General features: G+C 53.0%; 35 protein-coding genes, 1 tRNA gene and 1 pseudogene. 20 read left to right on the top strand and 17 right to left on the bottom strand.

Annotated elements, in window-relative coordinates:
- Positions 1–14: 14 nt before the first annotated feature.
- The gene (locus AC6EI9_RS06285) at positions 15–371 is read left to right on the top strand and encodes a hypothetical protein (RefSeq protein ID WP_498469638.1); all 357 of its coding nucleotides are present in this window, start codon (positions 15–17) and stop codon (positions 369–371) included.
- A 48-nt stretch (positions 372–419) separates the two neighbouring features.
- Here the strand turns inward: AC6EI9_RS06285 and AC6EI9_RS06280 are convergent, their stop codons facing one another.
- Entirely contained in the window at positions 420–899 is a 480-nt protein-coding gene (locus tag AC6EI9_RS06280; RefSeq protein ID WP_498469637.1) for an ureidoglycolate lyase, read from the bottom strand.
- 24 nt (positions 900–923) lie between these two features.
- Here AC6EI9_RS06280 and AC6EI9_RS06275 point away from each other — a divergent pair, with 24 nt between their 5' ends.
- Both AC6EI9_RS06275 and ribD read left to right on the top strand, forming a co-directional pair.
- Complete coding sequence (locus AC6EI9_RS06275) at positions 924–1,421, top strand: DUF3122 domain-containing protein (RefSeq protein ID WP_498469947.1); 498 nt, start codon at positions 924–926, stop codon at positions 1,419–1,421.
- Positions 1,421–2,551: a bifunctional diaminohydroxyphosphoribosylaminopyrimidine deaminase/5-amino-6-(5-phosphoribosylamino)uracil reductase RibD gene (gene ribD / locus AC6EI9_RS06270; RefSeq protein WP_498469636.1), complete on the top strand. Its 1,131-nt coding sequence runs from the start codon at positions 1,421–1,423 to the stop codon at positions 2,549–2,551. Before AC6EI9_RS06275 ends, ribD begins: the two co-directional genes overlap by 1 nt.
- Here ribD and AC6EI9_RS06265 read toward each other — a convergent pair.
- Positions 2,526–3,248, bottom strand: coding sequence for a potassium channel family protein (locus AC6EI9_RS06265; protein WP_498469635.1), 723 nt, complete (start codon positions 3,246–3,248; stop codon positions 2,526–2,528). The genes ribD and AC6EI9_RS06265 overlap by 26 nt on opposite strands.
- A 137-nt stretch (positions 3,249–3,385) precedes the next feature.
- Here AC6EI9_RS06265 and ftsH point away from each other — a divergent pair, with 137 nt between their 5' ends.
- From ftsH to AC6EI9_RS06240, 5 genes and pseudogenes are all read left to right on the top strand, one after another.
- Positions 3,386–5,263 carry an ATP-dependent zinc metalloprotease FtsH gene (gene ftsH / locus AC6EI9_RS06260; RefSeq protein WP_498469634.1) on the top strand — a complete coding sequence of 626 codons (1,878 nt, stop codon included), beginning with the start codon at positions 3,386–3,388 and terminating at the stop codon, positions 5,261–5,263.
- 52 nt (positions 5,264–5,315) lie between these two features.
- Positions 5,316–6,272: an ornithine carbamoyltransferase gene (argF, locus tag AC6EI9_RS06255; RefSeq protein ID WP_498469633.1), complete on the top strand. Its 957-nt coding sequence runs from the start codon at positions 5,316–5,318 to the stop codon at positions 6,270–6,272.
- Positions 6,273–6,473: 201 nt separating this feature from the next.
- Positions 6,474–7,421 carry a hypothetical protein gene (locus tag AC6EI9_RS06250; RefSeq protein WP_498469632.1) on the top strand — a complete coding sequence of 316 codons (948 nt, stop codon included), beginning with the start codon at positions 6,474–6,476 and terminating at the stop codon, positions 7,419–7,421.
- A 345-nt stretch (positions 7,422–7,766) separates the two neighbouring features.
- Positions 7,767–7,871 (top strand): annotated as a pseudogene (locus tag AC6EI9_RS06245) (ornithine carbamoyltransferase); the annotation flags it as partial.
- A gap of 254 nt (positions 7,872–8,125) precedes the next feature.
- A complete protein-coding gene (locus AC6EI9_RS06240; protein WP_498469631.1) occupies positions 8,126–9,238 on the top strand; it encodes a DUF1254 domain-containing protein in 1,113 nt (370 codons plus the stop codon).
- Between the two features lie 225 nt (positions 9,239–9,463).
- Here AC6EI9_RS06240 and AC6EI9_RS06235 read toward each other — a convergent pair whose 3' ends face one another.
- Positions 9,464–9,664 carry a hypothetical protein gene (locus tag AC6EI9_RS06235; protein WP_498469630.1) on the bottom strand — a complete coding sequence of 67 codons (201 nt, stop codon included), beginning with the start codon at positions 9,662–9,664 and terminating at the stop codon, positions 9,464–9,466.
- A gap of 250 nt (positions 9,665–9,914) precedes the next feature.
- Here AC6EI9_RS06235 and AC6EI9_RS06230 point away from each other — a divergent pair, with 250 nt between their 5' ends.
- The gene (locus AC6EI9_RS06230) at positions 9,915–10,127 is read left to right on the top strand and encodes a hypothetical protein (RefSeq protein WP_498469629.1); all 213 of its coding nucleotides are present in this window, start codon (positions 9,915–9,917) and stop codon (positions 10,125–10,127) included.
- 27 nt (positions 10,128–10,154) lie between these two features.
- Here the strand turns inward: AC6EI9_RS06230 and AC6EI9_RS06225 are convergent, their stop codons facing one another.
- Both AC6EI9_RS06225 and AC6EI9_RS06220 read right to left on the bottom strand, forming a co-directional pair.
- A complete protein-coding gene (locus AC6EI9_RS06225; protein ID WP_498469628.1) occupies positions 10,155–10,316 on the bottom strand; it encodes a hypothetical protein in 162 nt (53 codons plus the stop codon).
- A 467-nt stretch (positions 10,317–10,783) separates the two neighbouring features.
- Complete coding sequence (locus AC6EI9_RS06220) at positions 10,784–11,410, bottom strand: cyclic nucleotide-binding domain-containing protein (RefSeq protein ID WP_498469627.1); 627 nt, start codon at positions 11,408–11,410, stop codon at positions 10,784–10,786.
- A 310-nt stretch (positions 11,411–11,720) separates the two neighbouring features.
- On the opposite strand from AC6EI9_RS06220, the gene AC6EI9_RS06215 reads away from it, so the two are divergent.
- The gene (locus AC6EI9_RS06215) at positions 11,721–11,951 is read left to right on the top strand and encodes a DUF1651 domain-containing protein (RefSeq protein ID WP_498469946.1); all 231 of its coding nucleotides are present in this window, start codon (positions 11,721–11,723) and stop codon (positions 11,949–11,951) included.
- 64 nt (positions 11,952–12,015) lie between these two features.
- Here the strand turns inward: AC6EI9_RS06215 and AC6EI9_RS06210 are convergent, their stop codons facing one another.
- On the bottom strand, positions 12,016–12,279 hold the full coding sequence (locus AC6EI9_RS06210; RefSeq protein WP_498469626.1) for a hypothetical protein: 264 nt from the start codon (positions 12,277–12,279) through the stop codon (positions 12,016–12,018).
- Positions 12,280–12,417: 138 nt separating this feature from the next.
- Positions 12,418–12,849 carry a septal ring lytic transglycosylase RlpA family protein gene (locus AC6EI9_RS06205; RefSeq protein ID WP_498469625.1) on the bottom strand — a complete coding sequence of 144 codons (432 nt, stop codon included), beginning with the start codon at positions 12,847–12,849 and terminating at the stop codon, positions 12,418–12,420.
- A 111-nt stretch (positions 12,850–12,960) separates the two neighbouring features.
- Between AC6EI9_RS06205 and AC6EI9_RS06200 the strand changes: the two genes are divergently transcribed.
- The 7 genes from AC6EI9_RS06200 to AC6EI9_RS06170 all read left to right on the top strand — a co-directional run bounded on the left by AC6EI9_RS06200 (position 12,961) and on the right by AC6EI9_RS06170 (position 15,861).
- Positions 12,961–13,743, top strand: a complete 783-nt coding sequence (locus AC6EI9_RS06200; RefSeq protein ID WP_498469624.1) for an alpha/beta hydrolase — start codon at positions 12,961–12,963, stop codon at positions 13,741–13,743.
- 25 nt (positions 13,744–13,768) lie between these two features.
- Entirely contained in the window at positions 13,769–13,915 is a 147-nt protein-coding gene (locus AC6EI9_RS06195; protein ID WP_498469623.1) for a hypothetical protein, read from the top strand.
- Complete coding sequence (locus tag AC6EI9_RS06190; RefSeq protein ID WP_498469622.1) at positions 13,912–14,169, top strand: hypothetical protein; 258 nt, start codon at positions 13,912–13,914, stop codon at positions 14,167–14,169. Before AC6EI9_RS06195 ends, AC6EI9_RS06190 begins: the two co-directional genes overlap by 4 nt.
- Positions 14,166–14,600, top strand: coding sequence for a hypothetical protein (locus AC6EI9_RS06185; RefSeq protein WP_498469621.1), 435 nt, complete (start codon positions 14,166–14,168; stop codon positions 14,598–14,600). The genes AC6EI9_RS06190 and AC6EI9_RS06185 overlap by 4 nt, the downstream gene beginning before the upstream one ends.
- 53 nt (positions 14,601–14,653) lie before the next feature.
- Positions 14,654–15,277: a transcriptional repressor LexA gene (gene lexA / locus AC6EI9_RS06180; RefSeq protein ID WP_067094414.1), complete on the top strand. Its 624-nt coding sequence runs from the start codon at positions 14,654–14,656 to the stop codon at positions 15,275–15,277.
- 89 nt (positions 15,278–15,366) lie between these two features.
- Positions 15,367–15,439: transfer RNA gene (locus AC6EI9_RS06175), tRNA-Ala, on the top strand.
- A 158-nt stretch (positions 15,440–15,597) separates the two neighbouring features.
- A complete protein-coding gene (locus AC6EI9_RS06170; protein WP_498469620.1) occupies positions 15,598–15,861 on the top strand; it encodes a DUF1651 domain-containing protein in 264 nt (87 codons plus the stop codon).
- 29 nt (positions 15,862–15,890) lie between these two features.
- Here the strand turns inward: AC6EI9_RS06170 and AC6EI9_RS06165 are convergent, their stop codons facing one another.
- Both AC6EI9_RS06165 and AC6EI9_RS06160 read right to left on the bottom strand, forming a co-directional pair.
- Positions 15,891–16,097, bottom strand: coding sequence for a hypothetical protein (locus AC6EI9_RS06165; RefSeq protein ID WP_498469619.1), 207 nt, complete (start codon positions 16,095–16,097; stop codon positions 15,891–15,893).
- Between the two features lie 663 nt (positions 16,098–16,760).
- On the bottom strand, positions 16,761–17,117 hold the full coding sequence (locus AC6EI9_RS06160) for a hypothetical protein (RefSeq protein ID WP_498469618.1): 357 nt from the start codon (positions 17,115–17,117) through the stop codon (positions 16,761–16,763).
- Positions 17,118–17,192: 75 nt separating this feature from the next.
- Between AC6EI9_RS06160 and AC6EI9_RS06155 the strand changes: the two genes are divergently transcribed.
- Complete coding sequence (locus tag AC6EI9_RS06155) at positions 17,193–17,645, top strand: hypothetical protein (RefSeq protein ID WP_498469617.1); 453 nt, start codon at positions 17,193–17,195, stop codon at positions 17,643–17,645.
- 12 nt (positions 17,646–17,657) lie between these two features.
- On the opposite strand, the gene AC6EI9_RS06150 is transcribed toward AC6EI9_RS06155, so the two are convergent.
- The 7 genes from AC6EI9_RS06150 to AC6EI9_RS06120 all read right to left on the bottom strand — a co-directional run bounded on the left by AC6EI9_RS06150 (position 17,658) and on the right by AC6EI9_RS06120 (position 21,281).
- Positions 17,658–17,711, bottom strand: a complete 54-nt coding sequence (locus AC6EI9_RS06150; protein WP_498469945.1) for a hypothetical protein — start codon at positions 17,709–17,711, stop codon at positions 17,658–17,660.
- A gap of 130 nt (positions 17,712–17,841) precedes the next feature.
- Positions 17,842–18,129 carry a Nif11-like leader peptide family natural product precursor gene (locus AC6EI9_RS06145; protein WP_498469616.1) on the bottom strand — a complete coding sequence of 96 codons (288 nt, stop codon included), beginning with the start codon at positions 18,127–18,129 and terminating at the stop codon, positions 17,842–17,844.
- A 79-nt stretch (positions 18,130–18,208) separates the two neighbouring features.
- Positions 18,209–18,478, bottom strand: a complete 270-nt coding sequence (locus AC6EI9_RS06140) for a Nif11-like leader peptide family natural product precursor (protein WP_498469615.1) — start codon at positions 18,476–18,478, stop codon at positions 18,209–18,211.
- A 157-nt stretch (positions 18,479–18,635) separates the two neighbouring features.
- Entirely contained in the window at positions 18,636–18,893 is a 258-nt protein-coding gene (locus tag AC6EI9_RS06135) for a Nif11-like leader peptide family natural product precursor (RefSeq protein WP_498469614.1), read from the bottom strand.
- 213 nt (positions 18,894–19,106) lie between these two features.
- Entirely contained in the window at positions 19,107–19,364 is a 258-nt protein-coding gene (locus AC6EI9_RS06130) for a Nif11-like leader peptide family natural product precursor (protein WP_498469613.1), read from the bottom strand.
- A 120-nt stretch (positions 19,365–19,484) separates the two neighbouring features.
- A complete protein-coding gene (locus AC6EI9_RS06125; protein WP_498469612.1) occupies positions 19,485–20,561 on the bottom strand; it encodes a calcium-binding protein in 1,077 nt (358 codons plus the stop codon).
- A 288-nt stretch (positions 20,562–20,849) separates the two neighbouring features.
- Positions 20,850–21,281 carry a hypothetical protein gene (locus tag AC6EI9_RS06120; RefSeq protein WP_498469611.1) on the bottom strand — a complete coding sequence of 144 codons (432 nt, stop codon included), beginning with the start codon at positions 21,279–21,281 and terminating at the stop codon, positions 20,850–20,852.
- 80 nt (positions 21,282–21,361) lie between these two features.
- Here AC6EI9_RS06120 and AC6EI9_RS06115 point away from each other — a divergent pair, with 80 nt between their 5' ends.
- Positions 21,362–21,781, top strand: coding sequence for a hypothetical protein (locus AC6EI9_RS06115; protein WP_498469610.1), 420 nt, complete (start codon positions 21,362–21,364; stop codon positions 21,779–21,781).
- Between the two features lie 134 nt (positions 21,782–21,915).
- Here the strand turns inward: AC6EI9_RS06115 and AC6EI9_RS06110 are convergent, their stop codons facing one another.
- A complete protein-coding gene (locus tag AC6EI9_RS06110) occupies positions 21,916–22,152 on the bottom strand; it encodes a hypothetical protein (protein WP_498469609.1) in 237 nt (78 codons plus the stop codon).
- 68 nt (positions 22,153–22,220) lie between these two features.
- Here AC6EI9_RS06110 and AC6EI9_RS06105 point away from each other — a divergent pair, with 68 nt between their 5' ends.
- Positions 22,221–22,460 (top strand): hypothetical protein, encoded by a 240-nt coding sequence (locus AC6EI9_RS06105; protein ID WP_498469608.1) that lies wholly within the window; start codon positions 22,221–22,223, stop codon positions 22,458–22,460.
- Positions 22,461–22,482: the final 22 nt, after the last annotated feature.

The following is a 22,482-nucleotide window of genomic DNA, read 5'->3' as shown; positions in this document are numbered from 1 at the left end:
AGTTTCTTCTTATAATGCTTTCAATTCTGGCGTGTCTCATGCGATTCAAACCTCTTGCTGTTTGTCTTGTGGCAACTGCCTTGTGGCCCCAGGTTGCAGCAGCGCAGACCTCTCAGCGGCAGCCTTCAAATGCCCAGTTGATACGTCAATTTAATGATGGCTTTTTGAAAGGGTGTCTTGCTGGTAAGACAGAAAATGTTTCCAATCAGCGTGGCTACTGCAATTGCATGGTGAGCAGTTACAACAGCCGTTACGACGGAAAAACGTTGTCGGCAATTTCTCAGATCGCCAATGCATCCGGTCAGGGCGGTCCTGCACTGGTGAACTTGATGATGCAACCAGAGGCAAAAAAATGTGTGGCTCGTTTTTAATTAACAGCGTTTACGAGCTTGTCTGGATGGCGTCATTCTCTGTTGATCTCAAGACAGACGCACGTTGACTGAGCGACTGAGCGGCAGCGTTTCGTGATCGCGCTGGTTGGTGTCAGCCAGTTCAAGGTTGAAAAATGATGCCGACGCTGCCTCAAACAGCGGCCCTGCGTGCCAGGTGCCCAGGTGCAATTTGATGCCTTCTCCAGGGTTCAGCTTCAACAGCCACGCTGCTGAAGCATCGAGTACAGGACCTTGGGTGTTGGGCGCTGCCAACAGCATCCAGAAGGGCAGCCCTTCGGCAGAGCTCAGGCACTGGGTCGCCTGAAGATGCCGAGTCATCGCTGTGATCGGTTGCGGGCGCCGGTGAAGGCGCATCACGTAGTAACGCAGCTGGCCTGGGCCGAATCTCAGCTCGGCATCCTGGTCTCCAGGTGGTGTCATGTCGTCGACTTCTCGCAGACCAGTGCCGCAGGAGTCGAGACGCGGATCCAGCAAGGACGCCGCTTTGAGTGATTCATGACTAATCATGGTCACAGCTTCCACGCTTTGTTCATGCTCGCGCTGCGTCGTCTGTTCTGCACATTGCTGGCTGCCGTGATGCTGTTGCTGCTCACCCCTGCAGCGGCCAGCGCCCAGGTGCAGGAGCATCAGGATGAAAACGGTGCTCCGATGCTGCGCAGCCTGGAAAGCCTGCGGGATCTCGATTATCAAAGTTGGCAAGCCGTGGCCTATCGGGTTGGCAAGCCCGGCAATCCTGTGGTTCTGCGCATCGTTGGCTACCCCGGCAAGATGCGTCTTGAGCACCCCACGTCGCTGATGGTGAAAGCCGGGGTGAAGGAATGGCAGCTCGACGACATCACTCTCGATAACCCTGTTTTGGCTACCGACGGCCGCGAGGCAGCCGTGGAATTTGCCCTCGATCCCTTGCTGAATGACCTCACCAACAAACGCCCGTTGCGTTTATTTCTGCCAGGTGTTTTCAATGAGATGCCAGTGCCTCCTTATGTTGTGGCCGAATGGCGTGATGTGCAGACCGAGCCCTTGAGCTGATGACGGGTCTGGCTCAACCGGAGCAGCGCTGGATTCCCTGGATGCGCCGGGCTCTGCAGCTGGCGGCTCTGGCGGAAGGACGCACCAGCCCCAACCCGCTGGTGGGAGCAGTTGTGCTGGATTCAGACGGTCGCTTGGTGGGTGAGGGTTTCCATGCGCGCGCTGGTCAGCCCCATGCCGAACCTGGGGCCCTCAAGCAGGCTGGCGAAGCCGCCCGAGGTGGCACGATCGTGGTCACGCTCGAGCCCTGCTGTCATCAGGGCAGAACTCCTCCTTGCACCGAGGCAATTCTTGCCGCTGGCATCCAGAGGGTTGTGGTGGCGCTCACTGACCCTGATCCGCGCGTAGCCGGTGGTGGCTTGCAACGCCTGCGTGATGCCGGTTTGGAGGTGATCAGCGGAATTCTGGAGTCAGAAGCCGCCCATCAGAACCGGGCCTTTGTGCATCGGGTGCGCACGAGTCGTCCCTGGGGGGTGCTCAAGTGGGCGATGAGCCTGGATGGGCGCACGGCGCTGCCAAATGGAGCCAGTCATTGGATCAGTGGTCCGCCGGCGCGGGCCTGGGTTTATCAACTCAGGGCGCAATGCGATGCGGTGATCGTGGGTGGCGGCACCGTGCGTGCCGACGATCCGCTGCTCACCAGCCGAGGTCGCCGCTCGCCCGAACCGTTGCGAGTTGTGCTCAGCCGCAGCCTTGATCTGCCTGCAGCCGCACAGCTTTGGCAGCCGGATGTCGCGTCCACTTTGGTGGTCCACGCATTCTCCGAAGCGGTGGAGCCCCAGGCCAGCCGATTGGCTGCTTTGCAAGCTCAGGGGGTGGAGCTGCAGAGGCTTGATCGCTGTGAGCCTGAATTGTTGCTGCCTGAACTGGCGCGCCGTGGTTGCAACCGGGTGCTGTGGGAATGCGGCCCGGGTCTGGCCTCAGCGGCGTTGCAACAGGGTTGTGTGCAAGAGATTGCCGCGGTGATTGCCCCCAAGCTGCTGGGCGGAGAGCTGGCGCGAACGCCTCTGGGCGATCTGGGCTTCACGGCGATGGATCAGGTGCTGAGTTTGAACTGTGAGCCAGGTCTGAGCCTGGGTCACGACCTGCTGCTGAAGGCGCAACTCAGTTCTTGCGCAGCTCCGAACTGAACCGGCCGATCAGGATTCCCATCACCACCGCCAGATACAGCTGGCCCACCACTCCTGTGGTGACCGCCAGCATGCGGGCTAGGGGGTGAACCGGAGTGATGTCGCCGAATCCCAGTGTCGTGAGACAGATGAACGCGAAATAGTTGATCTGCGCAAACGCTGGAGTGAAATGCAGCACGGAGGAGTTGCCCATCACCTCGACCCCTGGAAGGGCGACCGGCTCGAAGCTGCCGGGCTGAATCGTTTCGACACCACTCATCACCAAACCAGAGGTCAGCCCGAGCAACAGGTAACCAGCGGCTGCTCCCATGAGCACTTGTGTGTTCACGCGTTGTTCGCTGGCCAGTCGTTTCACCAGGCGCACCACGCTCCAGCCCACCAGCAAGCTCCAGCTCACCACCAGCGGGATGGCACTGAGGCGCCAGTGAACAGGCGTCAATAACCACCAAAGCTGAGTGAGCAGCGCAATGATTCCCAGCGCCTGATACATCCGGTCGTGCAGTCTCAGCACGTGTTTGCGCAACATCACCAGCTGGGTGAGCAGCAGCGCAATCAAGGCATAACCCAGGTTGCCTAGCCAGGTGATGCGAGGGAAGGCGAAGCTCGCCATCACCAGTAGGCAGAGCAGCAGTAACAACTGATAAATCGCTTCCTTTCTGATCGTGCGTCCTGGATCCGATTGCATCGTGTTCACCATGCTCAGCTCGAGAATGGCGAGGTTTGCCAGTGCTGGCGAGCATCAGCGCAATGATGCGTCGTTCGGTTCTCCGCCATCGCGCTGCGACCAGGCTTGGGATCTCGGCTTTAGCCTGACGGCAGCACAGGACGTGATTCATGCCGATCCGCGAGGACGACAACCGCCCCAACCGCCGCTTTGGAATCCTCAACCTGGTGCTAATCGGATTCGGTGTATTGCTGCTGCTCAGCAGCTTCATTCCCAATCAGGGCATGCAGCAGGTTCCGCGCGTGCCTTATTCACTGTTTATTGATCAGGTGAATGACGGCGCTGTGAAGCGCGCTTATATCACCCAGGATCAGATTCGTTACGAGCTCTCTGAAGCCGAAGAGGGAGCGCCTTCGGTGCTGGCCACCACGCCGATCTTTGACATGGATCTGCCTCAGCGCCTGGAGACCAAGGGCGTTGAGTTTGCCGCTGCACCGCCGAAGAAACCCAATATTTTCACCACGATTCTCAGCTGGGTGGTTCCACCGCTGATTTTCATCCTGGTTCTGCAGTTCTTTGCACGCCGCTCCATGGGTGGAGGTGGTGCCCAGGGAGCCTTGAACTTCACCAAGAGCAAGGCCAAGGTCTACGTGCCCGATGAGCAGTCGCGTGTCACGTTCGCTGATGTGGCCGGTGTTGATGAGGCCAAGGACGAATTGGCCGAGATCGTTGATTTCCTCAAGTCGTCCGATCGCTACACCGAGATCGGTGCGCGCATCCCCAAAGGTGTGTTGTTGGTGGGCCCTCCAGGAACCGGCAAAACGCTGCTCTCCAAAGCTGTGGCTGGGGAAGCCGGTGTGCCGTTCTTCATCATCAGCGGCTCGGAATTCGTCGAGCTGTTCGTTGGCGCTGGTGCCGCCCGCGTCCGCGATCTGTTCGAGCAGGCCAAGAAGAACGCTCCTTGCATCATCTTCATCGACGAACTGGATGCCATCGGCAAGAGCCGTTCCGGCTCGATGGGTGTTGTGGGCGGCAACGATGAGCGGGAGCAAACCCTCAACCAGCTGCTCACCGAGATGGATGGCTTTGCCTCCAAGGACAAGCCGGTGATTGTGTTGGCAGCCACCAACCAACCGGAAGTGCTGGACGCCGCTCTGCTGCGTCCGGGTCGCTTCGACCGCCAGGTTCTGGTCGATCGCCCTGATCTCTCGGGCCGCAAGACGATTCTGGAGATCTATGCCAAGAAAGTGAAGCTGGCCGACGAGGTCGACCTTGACCGCATTGCTCAGGCCACCAGTGGTTTTGCCGGGGCAGACCTCGCCAACCTCGTGAACGAGGCCGCACTCTTGGCTGCCCGTGCCATGCGCACCAAGGTGGAGCAGCAGGATCTCGGCGAAGCGATCGAGCGAGTTGTTGCAGGCCTTGAGAAGAAGAGCCGTGTCCTTCAGGACGATGAAAAGAAGGTGGTGGCTTATCACGAAGTGGGCCACGCCATCGTGGGTCACCTGATGCCTGGTGGCAGCAAGGTTGCCAAGATTTCGATCGTGCCTCGCGGTATGAGTGCGCTCGGCTACACGCTGCAGCTCCCCACAGAAGAGCGCTTCCTCAATTCCAGGGAAGAACTGCAGGGCCAGATCGCCACATTGTTGGGTGGTCGATCAGCCGAGGAAGTGGTGTTCGGCAAAGTCACCACCGGCGCGTCCAACGACCTGCAGCGAGCCACCGATATCGCCGAGCAGATGGTGGGCACCTACGGCATGAGTGAGACTCTTGGACCCCTGGCTTACGACAAGCAGGGAGGAGGTCGCTTCCTTGGTGGCGGCAACAATCCTCGCCGTACCGTGAGCGATGCCACAGCTCAGGCCATCGATAAGGAAGTGCGAGCTCTGGTCGACACTGCCCATGACCAGGCCCTCACGATCCTGCGTCAGAACATGGCTCTGCTCGAGACCATTTCTCAGAAGATTCTTGAGAAGGAAGTGATTGAAGGCGACGAGCTCAAAGAGATGCTCGACGCCAGCGTCATGCCTGAGGCAATTGCCGCCTGAGGCTTGACGAATTCACGGTTTGTCCCCGATAACGTTCCTTTGAAGTCAGTCCATGACGTCCGCCACCACCAGCGTTGCTGCCGTCCTCTCAGCACTGAGCGGCCAAGACTTCCTGTCGTCGGCGGACACCACAGCTGAGCAAACAGCGGCACTGCTTGAGCTTGCAAGCCAGCTCAAGCGTGGTGATCGCAGGATTGATCTTGGCAACCGCGTGCTGGGCCTGATCTTCACCAAAGCCTCCACTCGCACCCGCGTCAGCTTCCAGGTGGCGATGGCAAGACTTGGCGGTCAGACCGTCGACCTCAATCCGCAGGTCACTCAGTTGGGACGCGGTGAGCCCTTGGAGGACACCGCAAGGGTGTTGAGTCGCTTCTGCGATGTGCTCGCGGTGCGCACCTTCGCTCAGCAGGAGCTTGTGGATTACGCGTACTGGGCGTCGATTCCAGTGATCAATGCTCTCACCGACCTAGAGCATCCCTGCCAGGCCCTGGCCGACTTTCTCACCATGCAAGAAGCTTTTGGTGAGCTCAAAGGTCAGACGCTGACCTATGTGGGCGATGGCAACAACGTGGCTCACTCCCTAATGCTCTGTGGCGCTCTGTTGGGCGTGAACGTGCGCATCGCCTGTCCTGATGGATTCGAGCCCTTACCTGGCGTGCTTGATCAGGCCCGCTCCCTTGCTGTTGGTGGTGCTGAGATCAGCGTTACCCGTGATCCCGCTGCTGCGGTTGCCGGTGCGCAGGCGCTCTACACCGATGTCTGGGCTTCCATGGGCCAGGAACAGGAGCAACTCGAACGCCAACAGGCCTTCCAGGGGTTCTGTGTTGATGAAGAACTTCTGGCCAAAGCCGACTCGCGCGCCATCGTGTTGCACTGCTTGCCTGCCCATCGCGGTGAAGAGATCAGTGCTGAGGTGATGGAGGGTTCCGCCAGCCGGATCTTCGATCAGGCAGAAAACCGTTTGCACGCCCAACAGGCTTTGCTGGCTGCCTTGCTGGGCGGTCTCTGAGTGTTCCGCGGTGGCATCAACGTGCTGCCTGAGATTGCTTCCTTCATGTGACCCTGGTTGGACTGTCATGTCTGGCTCAGTCAGCAAGGTTGCGTGTTGAGTGAGGCTGTTGATTCTTAGGCCTGTACAACCGCATCAGCTGTGTTTGGCACGTCGATCGATTTTCTTTGGCGGACCCTGTGAGCAAAATCACAGCTGCGTTTGATCCAGATCATCGAGTTGATCGTTGATTGCGGAGATGGTGTGTTCACGGGGGACGACCTCCACAAATTCACACATCTCTTTGCTTCAATCATGGCTTCTACAACACAAAATGTCTCGGTTGTAATCAATGGAGGCGGCAGCCGTTTTGCAGGTTCTGTCTCGGATAAAATCCGTGATTACTCCAACTTTGCTGATACTGTCGATCTCGCAAACAATAGCCCGAGCAATTACCAAACAAGAATGCTTGGTGGTAATGACATTGTTACTCTCAGTGACATCAATACTGGCGGCTTTAGCAACAGAGTCAACGGTAATCTTGGCGATGATGAAATTCGTTCAAAAGCAGGATCGACAACCCGAGACTTTGTTCTTGGTGGTAGTGAGAATGACGTTATTGATCTTTCCGCTTCTACAAGTGGAGCTGACTGGCAAAATGGAAACAACGGCAATGATTTCATTGTTGGCGCTTTAAGTACAACGATGAGTATTTTGCGCGGCGGCGCTGATGATGACATCATCACGATTGGTGGTGGTGCCAAGCACATTGCTGTTGGTGATCTTGGTCAAGACAGGATTGTTCTAGGTGGAACTGGCCGAGTGGTTTGCCGAACTGACAATGGTGCTGCGGTTCAAAATATTGGCGAAGCTGATATGATCTTCAACTTTAAAGCTGGCGACAAAGTATTTATACCGGGGATTGACAGCCTTCCTGATCTTGCTATTCAGCAAACTGCTAGTGGCACATACCTCAAGGCTGATTCATTCACAAACGGCACAACAGGAACGCGTTACATTTGCCAGTTTGTTGGAGCTTCGGCGGCACAGGTTACTGGTTATATTGCCTCTGGTCAGGTCATTATTGGAGATACTGCCGATAATGCGTTGTCGGCCCTCACACCAGAAAATTATCTGAATAGTCCTGATCTTGGAGGAATCTTCGCTTAGAGCATTGTTCTCAACCAAAACATTCTAAAAAACCTGGCTTTGCCAGGTTTTTTTTTGTTCTTCATGAGCGCAAATGCAAGTGCTCACCCTCTATCTCGGAATAGACAATTTACGAAGCTATTCAGAGATTGTCTTTTTGGGCTCACAAACACGATGGAGTGGTGGTGCTCGATTTTGTTTGTGTTTGTGGTCAGGACATTCAATTCACATCGATCTGGATTGGAATCGAACTCTACAGATTGATAATCCCAATCATGTTCATGTTGACGGTTCATGGTCGCTGTCTGAGCTTCAGTTCGATTGGTTTTGGCTGAGATGACCAAAGAATCAGGATTGTTCTGTTTTGCCATCGTGTTGCACTGCTTGCCTGCCCATCGCGGTGAAGAGATCAGTGCTGAGGTGATGGAGGGTTCCGCCAGCCGGATCTTCGATCAGGCGGAAAACCGTTAGCACGCCCAACAGGCTTTGCTGGCTGCCTTGCTGGGCGGTCTCTGATCAGATCATCAACGAGTGTTCTCGTTCAGTAGCAAGCAGTGCTCTGTTGCTGAGGTGTGGTCCAAAGGGCGCTGGAGCCGTTCTTGGTTTTCGATCTGGCTCACATCAAGCCATTGCTCCTGAAAGGGCAAACGGAATGCCCCTATTGAGCTCTTCACCTGACAAGCCACTGAGACCTGATTAGGACGTCATCAGGAATCAAGGGTTTTATGGATCAAAATTTTGATGGCTTTCCCAAGCGTTGTGCAGGGATTGTGTCAGCTCTGAGTGTTGGCTTAGTTTCTGTTGCTTCGGGTCCTTCGGCCAAGTCGCACTCCATGGCAGCGGCGAAGTCTTGCCCTGAGCCTGCTGTTGTTGTTCAGAGTGATGCTGTTGCTCCTGTGACGAAAGCCACCTTCGCAGCTGCTGAAACACAGACAGTGTTCGCCAAGTACATCGCCAACATCGCCAAACAAACCTGCAGTGGCGGCATGGGTGTGCTTTGGAATGACAGTCGAGCGGCCGACCCCAAGGACCGAACCGTCATTCGCATTAACTTCGACACCCTCTATTCGTTTTTGATTCTGGATCTCAATAATCCAGCCACTATTACACTTCCGCAAACGGGTGGTCGCTATCAAAGTGCCATGGTTGTGGATGATCAGGGTTACACCTCCGTCTATAAGAACCCTGGTGATTATGAATTGACAAAAGACAACGTTGGTAGCCGATATGCCTTGGTTGCATTTCGCACTGGTGTCAATATGGCTGACCCAGAAGATATGGAAAAAGCTCGGCAGTTGCAGAGTGGGTTGAAAGTTTCTCAGGCCTCTCCTGGTGAATTTGTTCAGCTGAATCGCTGGAATCAAGAGGAAATGCTTGCACTACGCGCTGCTTATAATCAACAGCGCAATCAGCAGGGTGTGAAGTCTGAGGATTTGTTTGGTAAAAAAGGAACGATTTCTCCAGAACAGAATAATATGGGGGTTGCGGTTGGCATTGGTGGTCTCCCAAAAGAAGGAGCAGTTTATCTCTTCTATACGCCGTCTTCGGTTAAAGCACAAACTCTCACTCTTAAGGATGTGCCCAATGGAAGTAATGCGTTTTGGTCTTTAACTGTTTACGATAAGGATGGCTTTCCAGTGGGGAATAATTATAATATCAACAGTGCCTTTGCAAAATCGAATGATCAAGGCGAGGTCGTGCTGAATTTTGGTGGTGATTCCAGTCAGGATAATTATCTGGAAATTTATCCTGGATGGAATGCAACTCTGCGGATTTATAATCCCAAGCCAGCTTATTTTGACGGTTCATGGTTAAGGCCTGAACTTCAACTCAAGTGAGTTTTGGCTGAGATGGTGGAAGAGTCAGGGATGTTCTGTTGTTAATGCAGAAGATTATTGGAAAGTGAAGACGTTGTTTGGGTGATTTGGTTTGAGGCAATATTGACGACAGAGATCAAAGACGAATAAAAAAGAGGCTGGATGGCTCCAGCCTCTAAAGAAACTCGCTTAAATGTGGTTCGCTGAAATGATGATCAGGAAGATCAGCTCCTAGGCCTGAATTATTCAGCTGAAGAAGCTGAGAAGTCCGGAGAAGTCGATTCCTTTGGTCGATTCGTTGAATCCCCAGACCTGCTGGATGATTCCTTTGCCGGTCGCGGCTTCAACGGCGAGACCGATCATCAGGCCAAGCATGGCAGCGCGGCCGTTGAGCTTTTCGCTGAAAACCTTTTGTGGGTCAGGGGTGTTGGAGGATGAAGAAGTCATTGCGGAACGTCGATTGAACATATGTTAACGAAAGTAACGAAGCGTTGACGACCGCTGCATGTGTTTACTCGGGCAACATTTGATGCCTCCTCTCGCTGATGGAGAAGATCGGTCCCGGAGCCTGAGACATGTTCTGCCCCCAGCGTCCATCAATGAACAATTTCAAGACGACTGCTGCATGGGATGGAATCAATCCCGTTGACATCGTTGCGTGATGGAAAGCACAAACAGCAGCTGACATGCCCGCTGAATGTGGTTATCAAGCCAGTGTTGCGAAACAATTTTGACTGTGATCTGCACGGCTTCAGCCCAGTCAATCGGCACGGAAATCACGGATGGCAAGCGTCAGCCCTACCGAGCACCGGCCTGTTCTTTGCGGGCCCTTGACTACGACGAGTCGCAAATGAAAGAAAGCGACAACATCAGGCGTGAACAGCAGTCGGAGCTGATCTACGACTGTTGACCAAGCCCGTTGATGATTCGCAGTTGCTCAGAGCAGCCACCAACCCAGCAGCAAACCGATGATCAGGCCTTTGAGCCAGATCAGAGCTGCCATCTGATAGTTGCTCAGGCCAAGCTTTTTCTGAATCCAGTTAAATGCTTGTTCGTCTGCGAAGAAGACGGCACGGATCGGGCGGACAATCCATTCCATAGACAGATTCGCTTTCCTTCCATCCTTATTGCTGTGATCGATGTGCGGCAAGTGATGGTCGTACGCCGTGACTCCCCAGCAGATTTTGAAGCCTAAGTGGATCGCCGATCCGGATGGTGCAGTTTCCCCGTCGTGGCTGGTTCACCTCTTGGTGGCGACGGCAAAGTCAGGATGAAGCGTCCTGGTGGTGGGTCTGTGAAGGTCAGGATCAACGGAAAGGTGAAAGTCAAACGTCCCTATGGCAGCTCTTAGAAAGTGATTGGATGACGGTTGAGTGGTGGCTCATGATCACAACTCTCGAAGAGCGGCTCTGAATCCCTCGTTTGGGGGATGACCCGACATGGCATCAGGCTGAAGCTGGTACCAGTCAGAATGATTTATCTCATGTGCTGCAATAATCCCAGCGCTGACCATCACAAGAACGATCAGCCTTCCAAGCAAAAGTCCTGAACCCACGTACTGCGGCGTTAGGCCTTGTCGACGAGGCTTTCTGAACGGTGTCCGATCGTCTCAGGTTGTGTTGGTTGAATCTTTTCTGCCAGTTGCTTCAGCTGATCTGAGCTGTTTGAGAAGAATTGACCATCTTCCTTGTCCAACTCTTCGCAGCAACGCTGGAGAGTGGAATGGTCGCCCTGATTCAGTGCGTCAAGCGATTCAAGGATGAGGGCGAGATGACGGCTGGTTTCTCGGCAACGATGACTGCTAAGAGCCAAGAGTTCAACGATCAACTCGCTGTCGTAGACCGCCGCTTGCAGCAGATCATCTGCGCTGACTTCCAGAAGCTCAGCAGGGCCGCGGCTCACCGTGACGGTGGCGCTGTGTGTTTGGTCGCCCATCAAGGCCATCTCCCCTGCCATTTCGCCAGGCCCCACTGTTGCTATCAGCCTTGGTTGTCCTCCGGCTTCCGTTCGCTGAACGCTCAGTTCTCCGGCCTGCACCACCAAGACACGTTCAGCGAGAGCGCCCTGCTGCATGACCACGTCCCCAACGGATGGGCGAAGCGTCCGGTGATTGATGGCAGACAGATGGGTGCTCACCAGCATTGGTAAACGAACGCGCACCTTGCGGAGCGGTTTGGCTTTGCGCTCATCCACCGACTGTCAGCCGTTGAAGGCATGTTGACCTGCCCAGAAGAAAGAAGCAGCACACCCTCGCGGAGCGTCACGAAGTCGTGGAATGGTCCTGATCGGGCAGGTTTTGTATTCGATCTGCGGGTTGCCCTGTTGTCGGCTGCTGAAGCAAGAGCACTAGGTCTGGTGTTTTGGAGGCTTATTCATACCTTCTCTCCAGATATGGTGGCGACAAGTGGCTTTAAGCCGGCCATTAAGAACCATTCTCGTAGTTACAAACTCAAGCACCTGCGCCGAACACTCGTTAGACATCGATCCGCTGAACAATCAACTGATGACGGACGGTTGGCTCAAGGATCCACAAAAGTTCTGGGCTGTGAGGTTTCACAGGGAGCCGCAAAGTGGCCATCAAGATGTTCGTGTTCTCGTCGATCACGGCAGGAAGTTGTCTCAGGATCAGCCTGCGCTGCTGAAGTCTCGTCGAAACATGCGCTATGAAGATGCGATCTCCTTGTATAAAGAGCTGCAGCACATTGGCTGGACTCATTGTGAGGCTGTCTGGTAATCGCTGTTGTTGAGAGGGTCACGTCAGGACTTTCGCGCCGTCTTTAGCGATGCCTGCTCTGATCTCAGTCCAGAATAAGTTTCTGGAGTGATGCGTAATCAAGAAATTCTGATGATCTTTTAAAGAACTTGGTGATTTTCCAGTTGAGAATGCTAGCTGCAATATTGAATTCTTTCTTGTATTTATGGCATTTGCATCTGATGATCAAGTGGCCCATCTGAGTGGCATTGTTGATTGTTGTGAAATCAATTGCTTCGATGTCGCCTATTTTTTCTTTTTTCTGAATTTTGCTGAACCTTAGCAAGTAGTCGAGTCCGGAATTTGCCATCATCAATTATCAATTGTTTGAATCCTAATCTCGGTTTTGCCTTGTTGCGCAGGGCTCTCTGATTTGATGCCTCACGAGGCCGTTAGTCCTATCAATGTCTGGCGACTTCCGGATGCTTGCTGAAGCCCTGTTCAGCCTCTAATCAAGCACTTCGACCTCCACGGCTGTCTTGCCGTCCTCGTCTACGTCGAGTGCAGTTGCTGAGCCGTGGGCAAGATCAATCACTGTGCCTTGCTTGAATGGTTTGCGGTCATTAATGACAACTGTCACGCTTTTGTTGTTGTCGAGGCGTGTGACTTTGACTTTGGTTCCCATCGGCAGACTGCTGTGAGCCGCAGTCATTGTTCCTTGTTTGAGAATCTCACCACTAGCGGTCTTCTTGCCGTAGTGCCCAGGTCCGTACCAGGAGGCCTGCCCCTGTACGGCCTGGGATGTTGGCTTGTTCTCTGTTTGCGCACTCTCTGAAGGGACGGCTTGGTCGCTGCCGGCTTTGTCCTTCCCAGCTTCTTTCCCGCATCCAAGCGCGCTGAAGATCAGCAGGATTGAGGCGAGCTTGATCAGTCGTTGCATCAAACGCATCTGCAGCTGATAACCCTCTGTTGGACATAGCAAGCCCGGCCGTCTCTGTCATCGCTGCTTTGGCCCTTGCCGTGATGTTGTTGATTTCGCTGATGCAGCCTGATGGGTTCGTCAGAATCCTGGCAATGCACCGGTGCCGCTGAGTTGATCGCAGCTTCTCCTGAACCTTTCTCGATGCCGGGTGGGCCAACCACTGTTGTTCTGTTGCATGGCTACACCGGCTCGCCGGCTGAGCTCTCTCTGTTGGCTGAGGCGCTGCATGCCCAGGGGTTTGCTGTGGAAGCGCCTCTGCTTGTCGGCCATGGAACCTGCCTTGAAGATCTGATGCCTGTGCAGCCTCACCAGTGGTTGGAGCAGATCGATGGCGTCGTTGACCGACTTCTGGGTCAGGGTCAACGCGTTGTCATTGCTGGCTTGTCCCTGGGTTCAATCCTCGCGATTCAGGCGGCAATGCGGCGACCGGATATTGAAGCTGTGATTGCTTATTCCCCGCCGATCGTGAGTGGTGACCCTCGAGCGCTGATTGCCCCGCTGTTGTCTCTGCTTTTGCCTTCGGTGCCGCGACCTGCCGATGATTCCGTTGATCCGGCAACAGCTGAGCGTCTTTGGAAGTACCCGCGCTGGCCCAGTCGCTGCAGCGTGCGCGTGTTGGATCTCATTGCCTCCACCCGCAGGCAGCTGGGGAATCTGCATCAGCCCTTGCTGGTGATGGCCAGCACGCTCGACAAAGTGATCACGCGTCAAGGTGTGGAGTTACTTCAGCAGCGCACCGGTTCTCAGCGGGTGGAGTTGCACTGGTTGGAGGGCAGTGGTCACGTGATCACTGCAGATGCTGAGTGGAAAACAGTGGCTGATCAAACCCTGATTTTTTTGAAAGACCTTTAGGGTCAACGCACTCCAAATTCCACCAATGGACCAGCAGGAACGAGACAACTGGCAAAAGGTTCTCGAATCCCTCGAAGCCGCAGGCGATACCGAAAGTGCCTTCTACGTTCGTGCCCGAGCCATCTGTAGTGGTGATCCTGATCCGATGCTGACTTGGGAGGCTGCATCTTGAGCATCGATCCCCTCCAGCAAGGTCTAGAGCAGTCGTTTGAAACGGAACGATGGAATCGGCTCATTCGTGATTGCGACGACATCGAAACCCTCAGGCAAACGGCTCTGTCTTTGCTGCAACAAGTCACGCAAATGAAGGTCGCCAGTTCCTGGATGGCGTCGAGAGCTTCGGAATCTGAAAATGCCAAGTTGGAAATCCTGGCGAAACTGATCCAAGAACGATCCGAGCGCCCTGAGGAGCAGAAAGAACAGTGAGCAAACCGGTTCGATTGAGCGCTCTCGCCCTGGCCCTCACGCTCGGAAGTGCAGCTGCGAAAGCTGAAGACTGGTCACCGTCACCAGAACCGCCGTTCTGGTCGCAAACCCGACAGACACTCCAGGAGTCGGGTCAGTTATCTCAGCGAACCTGGTTGTTTATGGAGGCGATGGATTCACCCAGCCTGAAAGCAGGCGAGTATCTCAGTAACCCCGAGCGGACGCCGCCCGGTGTTGAATTCGATGCTGCGGTTCTGATGCAGCGACGGGGCCAGGATGTCTGGACGGTGCGCGAATTGCGAATGCGAGCACTCTGCAATCAGCAAAGGCTGCAGCGCAGCAGTGCTCAGGGCCAATGGCTTGATTACGTCGGGCGGGAAGACACTTCGGCGAAGGTTGATTGGATTTGCGCGTTGCCAGCGCCTGACTAAGCCCTTGCCATCTTGGCTGATGACCGGTACACATGTATTGACGAACAAATGAATTGCCGGTGTCTGCTGGATCCCCCGAGCCGCTAACGACTGCTCAGCAAGAGCTCTACGACTGGCTTGCCGACTACATCGGTTGCAACCATCACAGCCCGTCGATTCGTCAGATGATGCAGGCCATGGGTCTGCGTTCACCGGCTCCCGTACAGAGTCGTTTGCGCCATCTTCAGCAAAAAGGCTGGATTACCTGGCAGGAGGGTCAGGCACGCACCCTTCAGCTGCTGGGAGGGATCGCTTCGGGTATCCCCGTGCTTGGTGCTGTTGCGGCAGGTGGTCTGGTTGAGACCTTTGATGACGTTCAAGATCGATTGGATCTCGCTCCTGTTCTTGAAACCCGTGGTTTGTTTGCGCTCACGGTGAATGGAGATTCCATGGTGGATGCCCATATCGCCGACGGTGATGTGGTTCTGATGGAACCGGTCGTTGATGCCGCGCGTCTGCGCCAAGGCACGATTGTGAGTGCTTTGGTTCCGGGCAGTGGAACCACGCTGAAGCATTTTCATTGCGATGGGCTCACGGTTCGGCTGGAAGCAGCGAACCCCGCCTATGAGCCGATTGAGTTGCCGGCTGATCAGGTGCAGGTCCAGGGCAAACTCGCCGCCGTCTGGCGACAGATGTAGGCACAGTTGTAATGGGGGGTTCGCAGCGGCCGTTGCCGTTGTAAGCTTCGTCACGACAAAGACAGGTTCAACACTTCGTCTGCGTTTTTGGGGCCATAGCTCAGCTGGTAGAGCACCTGCATGGCATGCAGGGGGTCAGGAGTTCGAGTCTCCTTGGCTCCACTGGATTCTCACCAAGTGGACAAACCTCGTTGGTGCAAAACTTGGCGTAAGACAGTGACAGCAGTCATCGTTTTGCACCAAATCACCAATCAACGCCGCCTCTGATCAGCTTCTGGCAGTGCTGACGGTTCCACCGTTTGGTTCGCCAACCTGGCGTCATGCCGAACAAAGACCGCCCGCTAGTTGATCGCCACGCACCAAAGAAGGGCATTGGCTGGCTGGTGAACGCTCAGCAGGGAAAGGTCTGCAGTTTCACGAATGACTCGCCCACGGCACACGCTCAATGGGTCGTCGTCGAGACCCGACCGCTTCGTGGGGGTGGTCAACCAGTCATCAGACGCATGCTTCGCCACAACGCAATCGAAGCCTGGGAAACGATGCAGCAGTCAGGCGGCTGGAAACGGTGCCCGCCTAAGTGGTGACCCCGTTCGATCGGGGTGGTGAATCCGCATCAGGCAGTCCACTGCTGGCGGTGCCATTGGTTGGGCGCATGGCTGGATTGAAACCCTGGACGGCGGGTGCGATAGGCCACTTCCTCGGTTTGAGCGGCCTCCTGAGGTTGAGGTGCCTGCTCGATCAACAGAGCTTTGGCATTCGTGACAGCGCCAATGCCCAGCGTGAGGAAAAGGGTGTAGGTGAAGAGTGACTTGATCGACATGGCTGGCTGGACTGGATGGCTGGGGGAAGCGCCCCCTCGACTCCTTCAAGGTCACAGCCCTACTGGTGAAGCCCACTGCACAGCTCTGGTGCAGAACCCACGAAGTTCTGGTGAGACTGTGGTGAATGGCTCAGAACCACCTGCATGACTGGGCTTAGCCGACTCGGAAGCCGGTGATGCCAAGGGTCAAGGACAGCAAAAACCCCGCTCGTGCGTGGGCGTGATTGGTGTGAGTTGTTTTGTCGGTCGCTGGGTTGGCCTCTATCAGGCAAGGCTGGTCAATGGATATTGATGTTGACGTACCGATAAACACAAAAAAGGAAACAATTTATGCACGCCCTGACGATGCTGATATGCGCTGGATATTTTTGCTTGCAGCATCATTGCAATATCAATGTGTGAGGCAATGTCGAATGTCCTATTAGGAGTCTGGTGCCTCACACTAGATATACGATCTAGCGCACAATTGCTGAGAACCCAGTCCACCACAAGAAACAAATAAATATAATTAGTGGTTCAGACTATTATTGACAAAGTGCCAAGCAATCGAGAGCCTATGTGTATGTGTAACTGCTGCAATTCTGCGCCGCTGTGTGTGTAGAAGGACCCACCGGGGGGAGCAGAGCGCCGCCAGCTACTACGAATAGGCTTGACTAATTTTTGTCATTTTTTGAGGGTGCAAGCCTGCATAAGTTTTGCGTAATCCATTGAACCTGGTATCACCTGTTTCCAACGAGAAGGCATTCCATCTTCTACACGAAGAGTTCTCAGTTTGAACTGCGGACAATTCGCCTCACTTATTTCTCTCTCATAGCTTGTCTTAAAGGTGACATATGGGTAATTCCTTGAAATCACGTTGAGATAAATGCACCCTTTAATTCCTGCGCCATAATCTTCGCAAGCTGTTCTGCACCCAGCTTCATCGCATTCCGGTGGATCAGGATTAGTGAATTGAGCTTGAGCAGGCATAACGCCCAGCAAAGAAGAAGTCGAAAGAAGTGTTGCGAGAAGAAGTTTCATTATTTCCTCAGCCATAGTTGATAGGAACAGGGTAGCCAGGTATTGTGCTAGTGACAGAAAGAGAAGCAACCACTAATGAAGGAATTATCAATCCTCCTAGGTGCTCTGCTCCTCTCGGCATCACCTGTTGTTGCTGATGACTTTGTGTATCTGAAGTGTGAGTCCAAAGGGTTTAATGAAGCCAAAAACTTTGAAACAAATAAAACAGACCGGAGAGTAATTAAAAGTCATTTTCAGTACTGGAAGGTTGATGTTGCTAATAGTCGATTAATTGAGGCTGGAGGTGATGTATGGGATACAGCAAAGATCGTTAATGGTGTGGCTATTGAAGAGTGGGAAAAGCCTAGGAACAAGGAGGGAATTAGCCTCTCTTCTAAGTTCTCTATCCAGATAGATCCTCCAGGTCCGTTAATTCTCCGTTCTATTTCTCGCGGTGATTTTGGTTCATATTCGATGAATGGAACTGGGATGTGCAAAGGAAGTGATGAATCAGAATTTGAGAAAGCTAGGAAAGAAGCAAAGAGCTGATGTAGATAACCTTCAGACCGAAGGCAAGATGTGGGTCACCAGATCTGCGTTGACCCAGCGGATCACGCCTGAATCCACATCGGCGATCCCGTCACTGCGTATAGACTTGAGACATTTCTGTCATTTTTCAACGGGTTAAACGTTGACAACGGACAAATGATTAGTGCCAGGTATGGCGACGAAGCGTCACTTATTTTCACCATTTCGCATGCGTGCCAGGGTTGTGCGTCTGTGCAAATAGACCACAGTCGCCACCCACCAGCCAGTTTCGAGTGTCTCCTCTTCCACCTGCCACGCCTTCCAACTCCTCATCTGAAAGCTCTGTGACTTGAGCGTTCTTTAAGTCATCAGAAGAAATACCAAAACCTGCTTCTTTCGCAATGGAAACGACAGCATCAGGATTAGCCGCTGCTTTTAATCTTTCCTGAAGGTTAGTGTCGCCTTTCACCTTCTCTAGGAACGCTTTAAGTTGCTCTTCAGACATGGGTTGCAGGGGCCTTGATGAGTAGGCTCAGAATCCATCATAAAAATTAGTTGAAGGATGATGCCACACAGTCAGCAGGTCAGCAGTGACACTGTGAGACAGTGATTCGTGGATTCGTCACACAGCTCCTAATATTATCAGCAGTGCAGAAACCCCCAGCCACGCCTTCCAATTCCTTTTCAGAAAGCTCTGATTGAGCCATAGTTAAGTCATCAGCAGAAACACTAAAACCTGCTTCTTTTGCAATCGCAGCAACAGCATCTGCATCTGCAGCTCCATTGAGTTTCTCCTGCAGGCTGGTGTCGACTTGGACCTTCTCTAGGAATGCCTTGAGCTGTTCTTCTGACATAGGTGTCAAGTCTGTTAATTATTTATAGCAATGGTCTGCTGAAGTGTCTTTGGCTAATAATTACTGCGCTCAATCGTGCCAGGTATTGGAGGCTGATTGATGGTCTTTTTGGGGTGATTGAAGAAATAAAAACCCCCTTAGGGCTTTGATGAGTAAACTAACATTGATGGGCACGCCTATTGAGTAAACTAATAACGATCGACACGGGCTCAATACACCCACCAGCCACCCCCTCCAATTCTTCGTCTGAAAGTTCGTATTGATCCTTAGTCAGGTCATCAGCAGAAATACTAAACCCTGCCTCTTTCGCAATCGAAACTACTACATCAGGATTGGCTGCTGCTTTTAGCTTCTCTTGCAAACTGTCGTCTCCCTGGACCTTCTCAATAAAGGCTTTCAACTGCTCTTCGGACATGGTGATCGGGAGTCTTTAACGGTTATAGCAATAATGCCTTGAAGTGTCTTTCGCTAACAATTAGAGTGCCCAATCGTGCCAGGTATTACGGCTGATTGATGGTCTTTATGGGGTGATTGAAGAAATAAAAAGCCCCTTGGGGCTTTGAGTGTGTAGGTGCTGCTAGCCAGTCGTATGCTTGTATCGTCTGCATCAACATCTCAGTGCAGTGAATTAGCACATCTCCGCTGGATCGCAAGAATCGCAAGTCCTCGCATCCCAAGTCCCCAGCCAGCCCCCAGCTGCACCCTCCAATTCCTTATCTGAAAGCTCTGATTGAGCGTTCTTGAAGTCATCAGCAGAGATGCTGAACCCAGCCTCTTTCGCAATCGCAAGAACTGCATCAGTATCAGCAGCTGCTTTGAGCTTCTCCTGAAGGCTGGTGTCTGCTTTGACCTTCTCCAGGAAGGCTTTGAGTTGCTCTTCTGACATGGCTATCGGGAGTCTTTAACGGTTATAGCAGAATGTCTTGGAGTGTCTTTTGCTGATAATTGCTGCGCTCAATCGTGCCAGGTATTGACCGCCAACTGAATATTCGCTTTTACGCCTTATTTACATAATAAGATCGTCAACTGACAGGCTGTCTACACCAAGAAGTTGGATCTCAAAAACAGGAGTGGGAGCAGTATCGGGTTCGTAATAATTGCCTATTTGCAAAATCCCATCATCAAAACGAATTTCGTTTCTGGTTCCTGTGAAGTCAGATGAACCAATGAATACAAAGTCTTCGGCTATTGCAGACAAATCTATTTTGTCACCTTCTGATGAGCTGAAATCTGTGATTACATCACGCTTGCCTTCACCTACTCCTGATTCCTTGAAATCGCGGCAAACAAATCTGTCCGCGCCTTCACCTCCTGTCAAAACATCAGAGCCAAGACCTCCATGCAATTCGTCATTTCCGCTAAAACCTCTTAGAAAATCATCACCCTTACCACCATCAACCAGATCATCGCCCCTTCCGCCATTAAGAACATCATCTCCAGAACCTCCTGATAGATAATCATCTCCTAGCCCTCCTGAAAGGTCATCATCACCTTTGCCAGCGTTTAGAACATCATTTCCGGTTCCACTTTTTAGGTAATCATCTCCTTTACCGCCTTCTAGATAATCATCGCCTTTGTCACCAAAAAGCCTGTCATCCCCTTCTTTTCCGGCAATAAAGTCATTACCCTTGCCACCGTTGTAAGTCTCATCTGCATCGCGTCCATACAACACATCATCGTCTCGGAGAGGCACTGTTCCTGATACAAGCAGGTCGTAGGTTGTTGACAGCTTATAGCCTATTGGTACGGAAAATTCGACAACAGCTGCGTATTTTCCAGGAGGAAGGAATTGAACAATTGATTCATCCTTCAATCCATAATTGGTTCCCGACCTTAAATAAATAAGCCCTTTGCCGGTTTCTTTGTAGATGAATAGATACCAATCACTTTGGAGGTTGTACAAGTTAAACCTTGCCCTTACCCCATCAGCATTATCTACTGTAAATGGATACATAATTGGATCTTCAAGCCAATCCTTTTCTCTTAAAGTACGTTTATAGCCTGGGGACAACACTCCTAAATCCGTTACGTCATACGTCAATTCAGGCGCAATATTCTTCGCGTTGAGGATAGGGGCGCCCATGAATAAAGCCCAGTTATTTAATAACTTAGCAATATCACTAAAAATGTCAACAAAGAGTCTTATTCTTTCAAGTGCGTGCCCGCTTTATTTGCATGCCAAAACTGTTTTAAGGTCCAATCAATACTGAATGTGTTTACTAATGAGCGATCTTTCTTGATTGATTTAATCCATATGTTGATGAATAGGCACAGCTGAATATCGCCCCCAATACCCAGCTATGGACTCCCTACCCCAGTGGAGAGACCCATAAAGGGGGTGCGCACCCACTGAACATCAACTGACTATCCATCATTGATTCTGTTTACCTTCCAGCGCTTGCAGGCGTTTGTTGATCTCAAAGATTGCAAGTGAATTGTTGCCCTCAGACTTTTGCGCTTGATTCACCAGATGAATCACTTCATCCCTACTCTCTGCAATTGCCGCAAGCGCTTGATTCTTGATCTCTTGAATCTGAGCTAATGATTCATCACATGCCTGAGTAATCACATGCTCTTTGCTTTGAATGGCAGCAGCAGCCTGCAATGAATTCGACGCCACACGGTCCAGATGACCTTGAAACTGTTCTTTTAACTGCTCCTGTTGCAACTTCTCAGCAGCTGCCTTTTCAGCCTTCTTTGCCTCAACCTCAGCAGCTCTCTGCTGATCCATCCTGGCAGCTAACAACTGCTGATCTGCTGCATCCTGTTCCCTCTTCCGTCGATCTGACGGGTGCGTGACCAACCTCACAGCCCTGGTTGAGATGGGTCATCAAGTCAGACGCTGAACCCGGAGATGTTGTGTCCATCGAGAGTTCTCAAGCGATGAACACTTTCTTCAAAGGGCTAGGCGGTGTTTGTCTCGGCACTCTTACTGGTGCTGGTCTGGGTGCGGTGGCGTTTCTCACAGCCGAAGCGATCTTGCCGAGACAAGCCGACGCGGCGCCTGCGCACACTGTTGCCAAAACACCCAAGCATGAGCCGAAGCTCAGTGCCAGACAGACCATCCTTGAGGCGAACCGACACCTGATCGCCAATGGCTGGCGTCCCGCGCCAGAAAAAACGCCAACGCCGGAGGAGCGGCGCTTGTCCTCTGTAGCTCTCGAAAGCCTTTCGTCCTGTTCCGGCACGGGCGTTGGCTTTTGCCGCTTTGATTACCGCCGAGATCTGCAGCGGTTATCGGTGGTGACGGTGCCCAGTGAGCCAGGACGCCCGTCCGTTGGTCGAGTTGATCGTTGGTGGTGATCAAGGATTCAACGGCTGCAACAGCCAGCCAGCGGGGTCAACCCGTTTGCCTCACCAGATGAACCGGTGACGGTGGCGGTTGGTGATCTGTTGTTACTGCTCCGCTCCGCATTGCGGGGTGTGCACTGATGCGCTCAGTTGCGATTCCCGTTTTCGTCAAAACTCACGCCTGCGGAAGCGAGAGCAATAAAGCCAATGGCAAGTCCCATTTTCAGCTTTCCCTGGGATCTAAGGATCAGTACAGCAGAGCTGGTTTCGTTGTCTCTGGAGCCCATTTCAGCGCTTTTAGCGCTCCATTCATGAATCCCCGCTGCGCCAAGGAACACTGCTGCAACTACAGACAGAAAGCGAGTAGCGGCGCCGATCTTCATCTCGATTGAGTCACTGACACACAGCTAGCCATGACCAACCTTCTTGATCACATCCCCCATGAGAAGGCGTGGGCACCTTCCCAGGAAAGGTGAACCAGCTGATGGCTGCCAAGCGAAGACCACGCCAGACCAAGGCACCTGCAGAAGCTGAGACAGAGATTCTGGAAAAGGGTCGATGGAGTCAACTCCGATCTAATGACCGACTGCACACGCCTGCTGAAAACAACGCTGCACGGCAACGATGCAGGCAGCTCCTCACCGGTGGAGTGGACGAGGTGGATTGGTTGGAGCTGGTGAAACCCCAGTGACTGCTTTGATTTTCGACCCTTC

It is taken from the genome of Synechococcus sp. MIT2312 (assembly GCF_059772315.1).
The sequence above is the reverse complement of the archived record's forward strand: the minus strand, read 5'-3'. Positions and strand labels throughout refer to the sequence as shown.